The following is a 1,734-nucleotide window of genomic DNA, read 5'->3' as shown; positions in this document are numbered from 1 at the left end:
CTGAACCTGGAAGCGAATTCACACCCGAATACGATCCTGGATCTCGGATTCACGGGTCACATGACGAACGGGTCGGCGTCGTGGGACGAACAGTACGACGAGTCGAGAATCAGCATCAACTCGCTAACGGTTGAAGACATATCAACGGGTGACGCAACTGGTAACGACAACGTCGAAAGCTCGTTCCAATTCGGAATCGATCCTCCCAGTGAGAAGTTCGCCGTCAACACGACGGTGAGCGGTCTTCCAGAGGATCCCGAGAACTACCAGAACCTCGGAATTCAGATCGGTGAAGGTGACCAGGAGGATTATGTCAAGCTTGTCGCTGGAAATGGCCAACCCGAGATTGAGTTCAGTCAAGAGGTTGACTCGACCCTCAGTCCGAATAGGATGGCCGACTCCGAGCTTGCTGGTCCCGACACTGAGATCGGCCTCTCTATCGTTGTTGACCCGTCGACGAACGAGGCTGTTGCCTACTACAGAATCGATGGAGGGAGTTGGACTCAGGTCACCAGTGGTGGAAGTCCGGTCGTCTACGACGTTGAGGACCTGCTTGACACCTCTGACGGACAGGGACTCGCCGTTGGGATAATCTCGACGTCGATCGATAGCGACCCGTTCGACGGAACCTGGCACGATCTCAGCGTCGAGACTGTCGAAACCCAGGAAGAAGCCCACAGTGCAGATATCTCGGTCCTTGAGGGCAACCAAGACAAGGACACGAGCCCGTGGCTCTTCACGGACCCGGTGAGCATCGAGAACACTGGCGACGTCCCGATAACCGGAGTCACGTTGGACGCGTCGACTGCGGCGCTCCCTGACCTTCAGGCAGCCGGAATGAAGGACGGATACTCCGGGAGCACGTCCGGTCAGACGATGACTATCGACTTCAGCGGCGACCCGATTGCCGCTGGAGAAACTGCGTCGGGCAACATCGACTACAATCACGACACGCAGTCGGAAACTGGGGCTGGTGGCGGTCCGTACCACCAGGCCTACGAGATATCGGGACTGGAGATGGCAGGGACGACGGTGACTGTCGAGTACGAAGACGGCACGACGCAGACGACGGAGTTGGCCAGTGATGGAAGTCCTGCCGGTGCAGTCGGTGTCGCAGATGACGATGTCCCGAGTGCTCCCACGCTCGGTGTTGACGGAGTCTCGACTGACGGCAGTGCGCTCGGTGCGCCACACGAGGCGGCCGTCGTCAACAGTGAAGAACACCTCATTCACATTACCGAGGGTCCGGCGAACGGTAATGTGGCGTTGTACCGGATTGAAGGCGAGATGAACGTTACTGGACCTGACGGATCCTTCAGCTTCAGTGACTTCAGTAGTGTTCAGGACTACGAGGCGAATCGGTTCTACCTCGACAAGACTGAGCACGACGTGGAGCTGGACGCAGGTGGTCACGGTCACGCGACGGTGAGTCTCACCAACAACACGGAGTCACCGCCGGACGAGGGTGGGATGAACTACATCCTCGCGGTAGTTGAGGATGAAGACGGTGACTACGGACTGATGTCCAACGTCGTCGTCCTCGAGTATCAGGAGGAACAGGAGCCACCGGAGAATGACTTCGACGGCGACGGTACTCCGAATGCTCAAGATACTGACGACGATGGCGACGGAATTCCGGACGTCAACGACCCGTTCGCCTTGGATGCCGACAACGGGCTCTCGACATCGGTACCCCACAACCTGACTCTCGAACCGAATTCGCAGCCAGGTACG

General features: G+C 57.9%; 1 protein-coding gene. It reads left to right on the top strand.

Features of this window, described 5'->3' with window-relative positions:
* Positions 1–60 precede the first annotated feature (60 nt).
* A partial coding sequence (locus tag GJ633_RS16435) for a hypothetical protein (protein ID WP_156589623.1) occupies positions 61–1,734 on the top strand: 1,674 nt, incomplete at its 3' end.

The sequence above is a fragment of the Halorubrum sp. CBA1125 genome, from assembly GCF_009742825.1.
GTDB lineage: Archaea > Halobacteriota > Halobacteria > Halobacteriales > Haloferacaceae > Halorubrum.
This window is presented reverse-complemented; position numbering and strand designations above follow the sequence as displayed.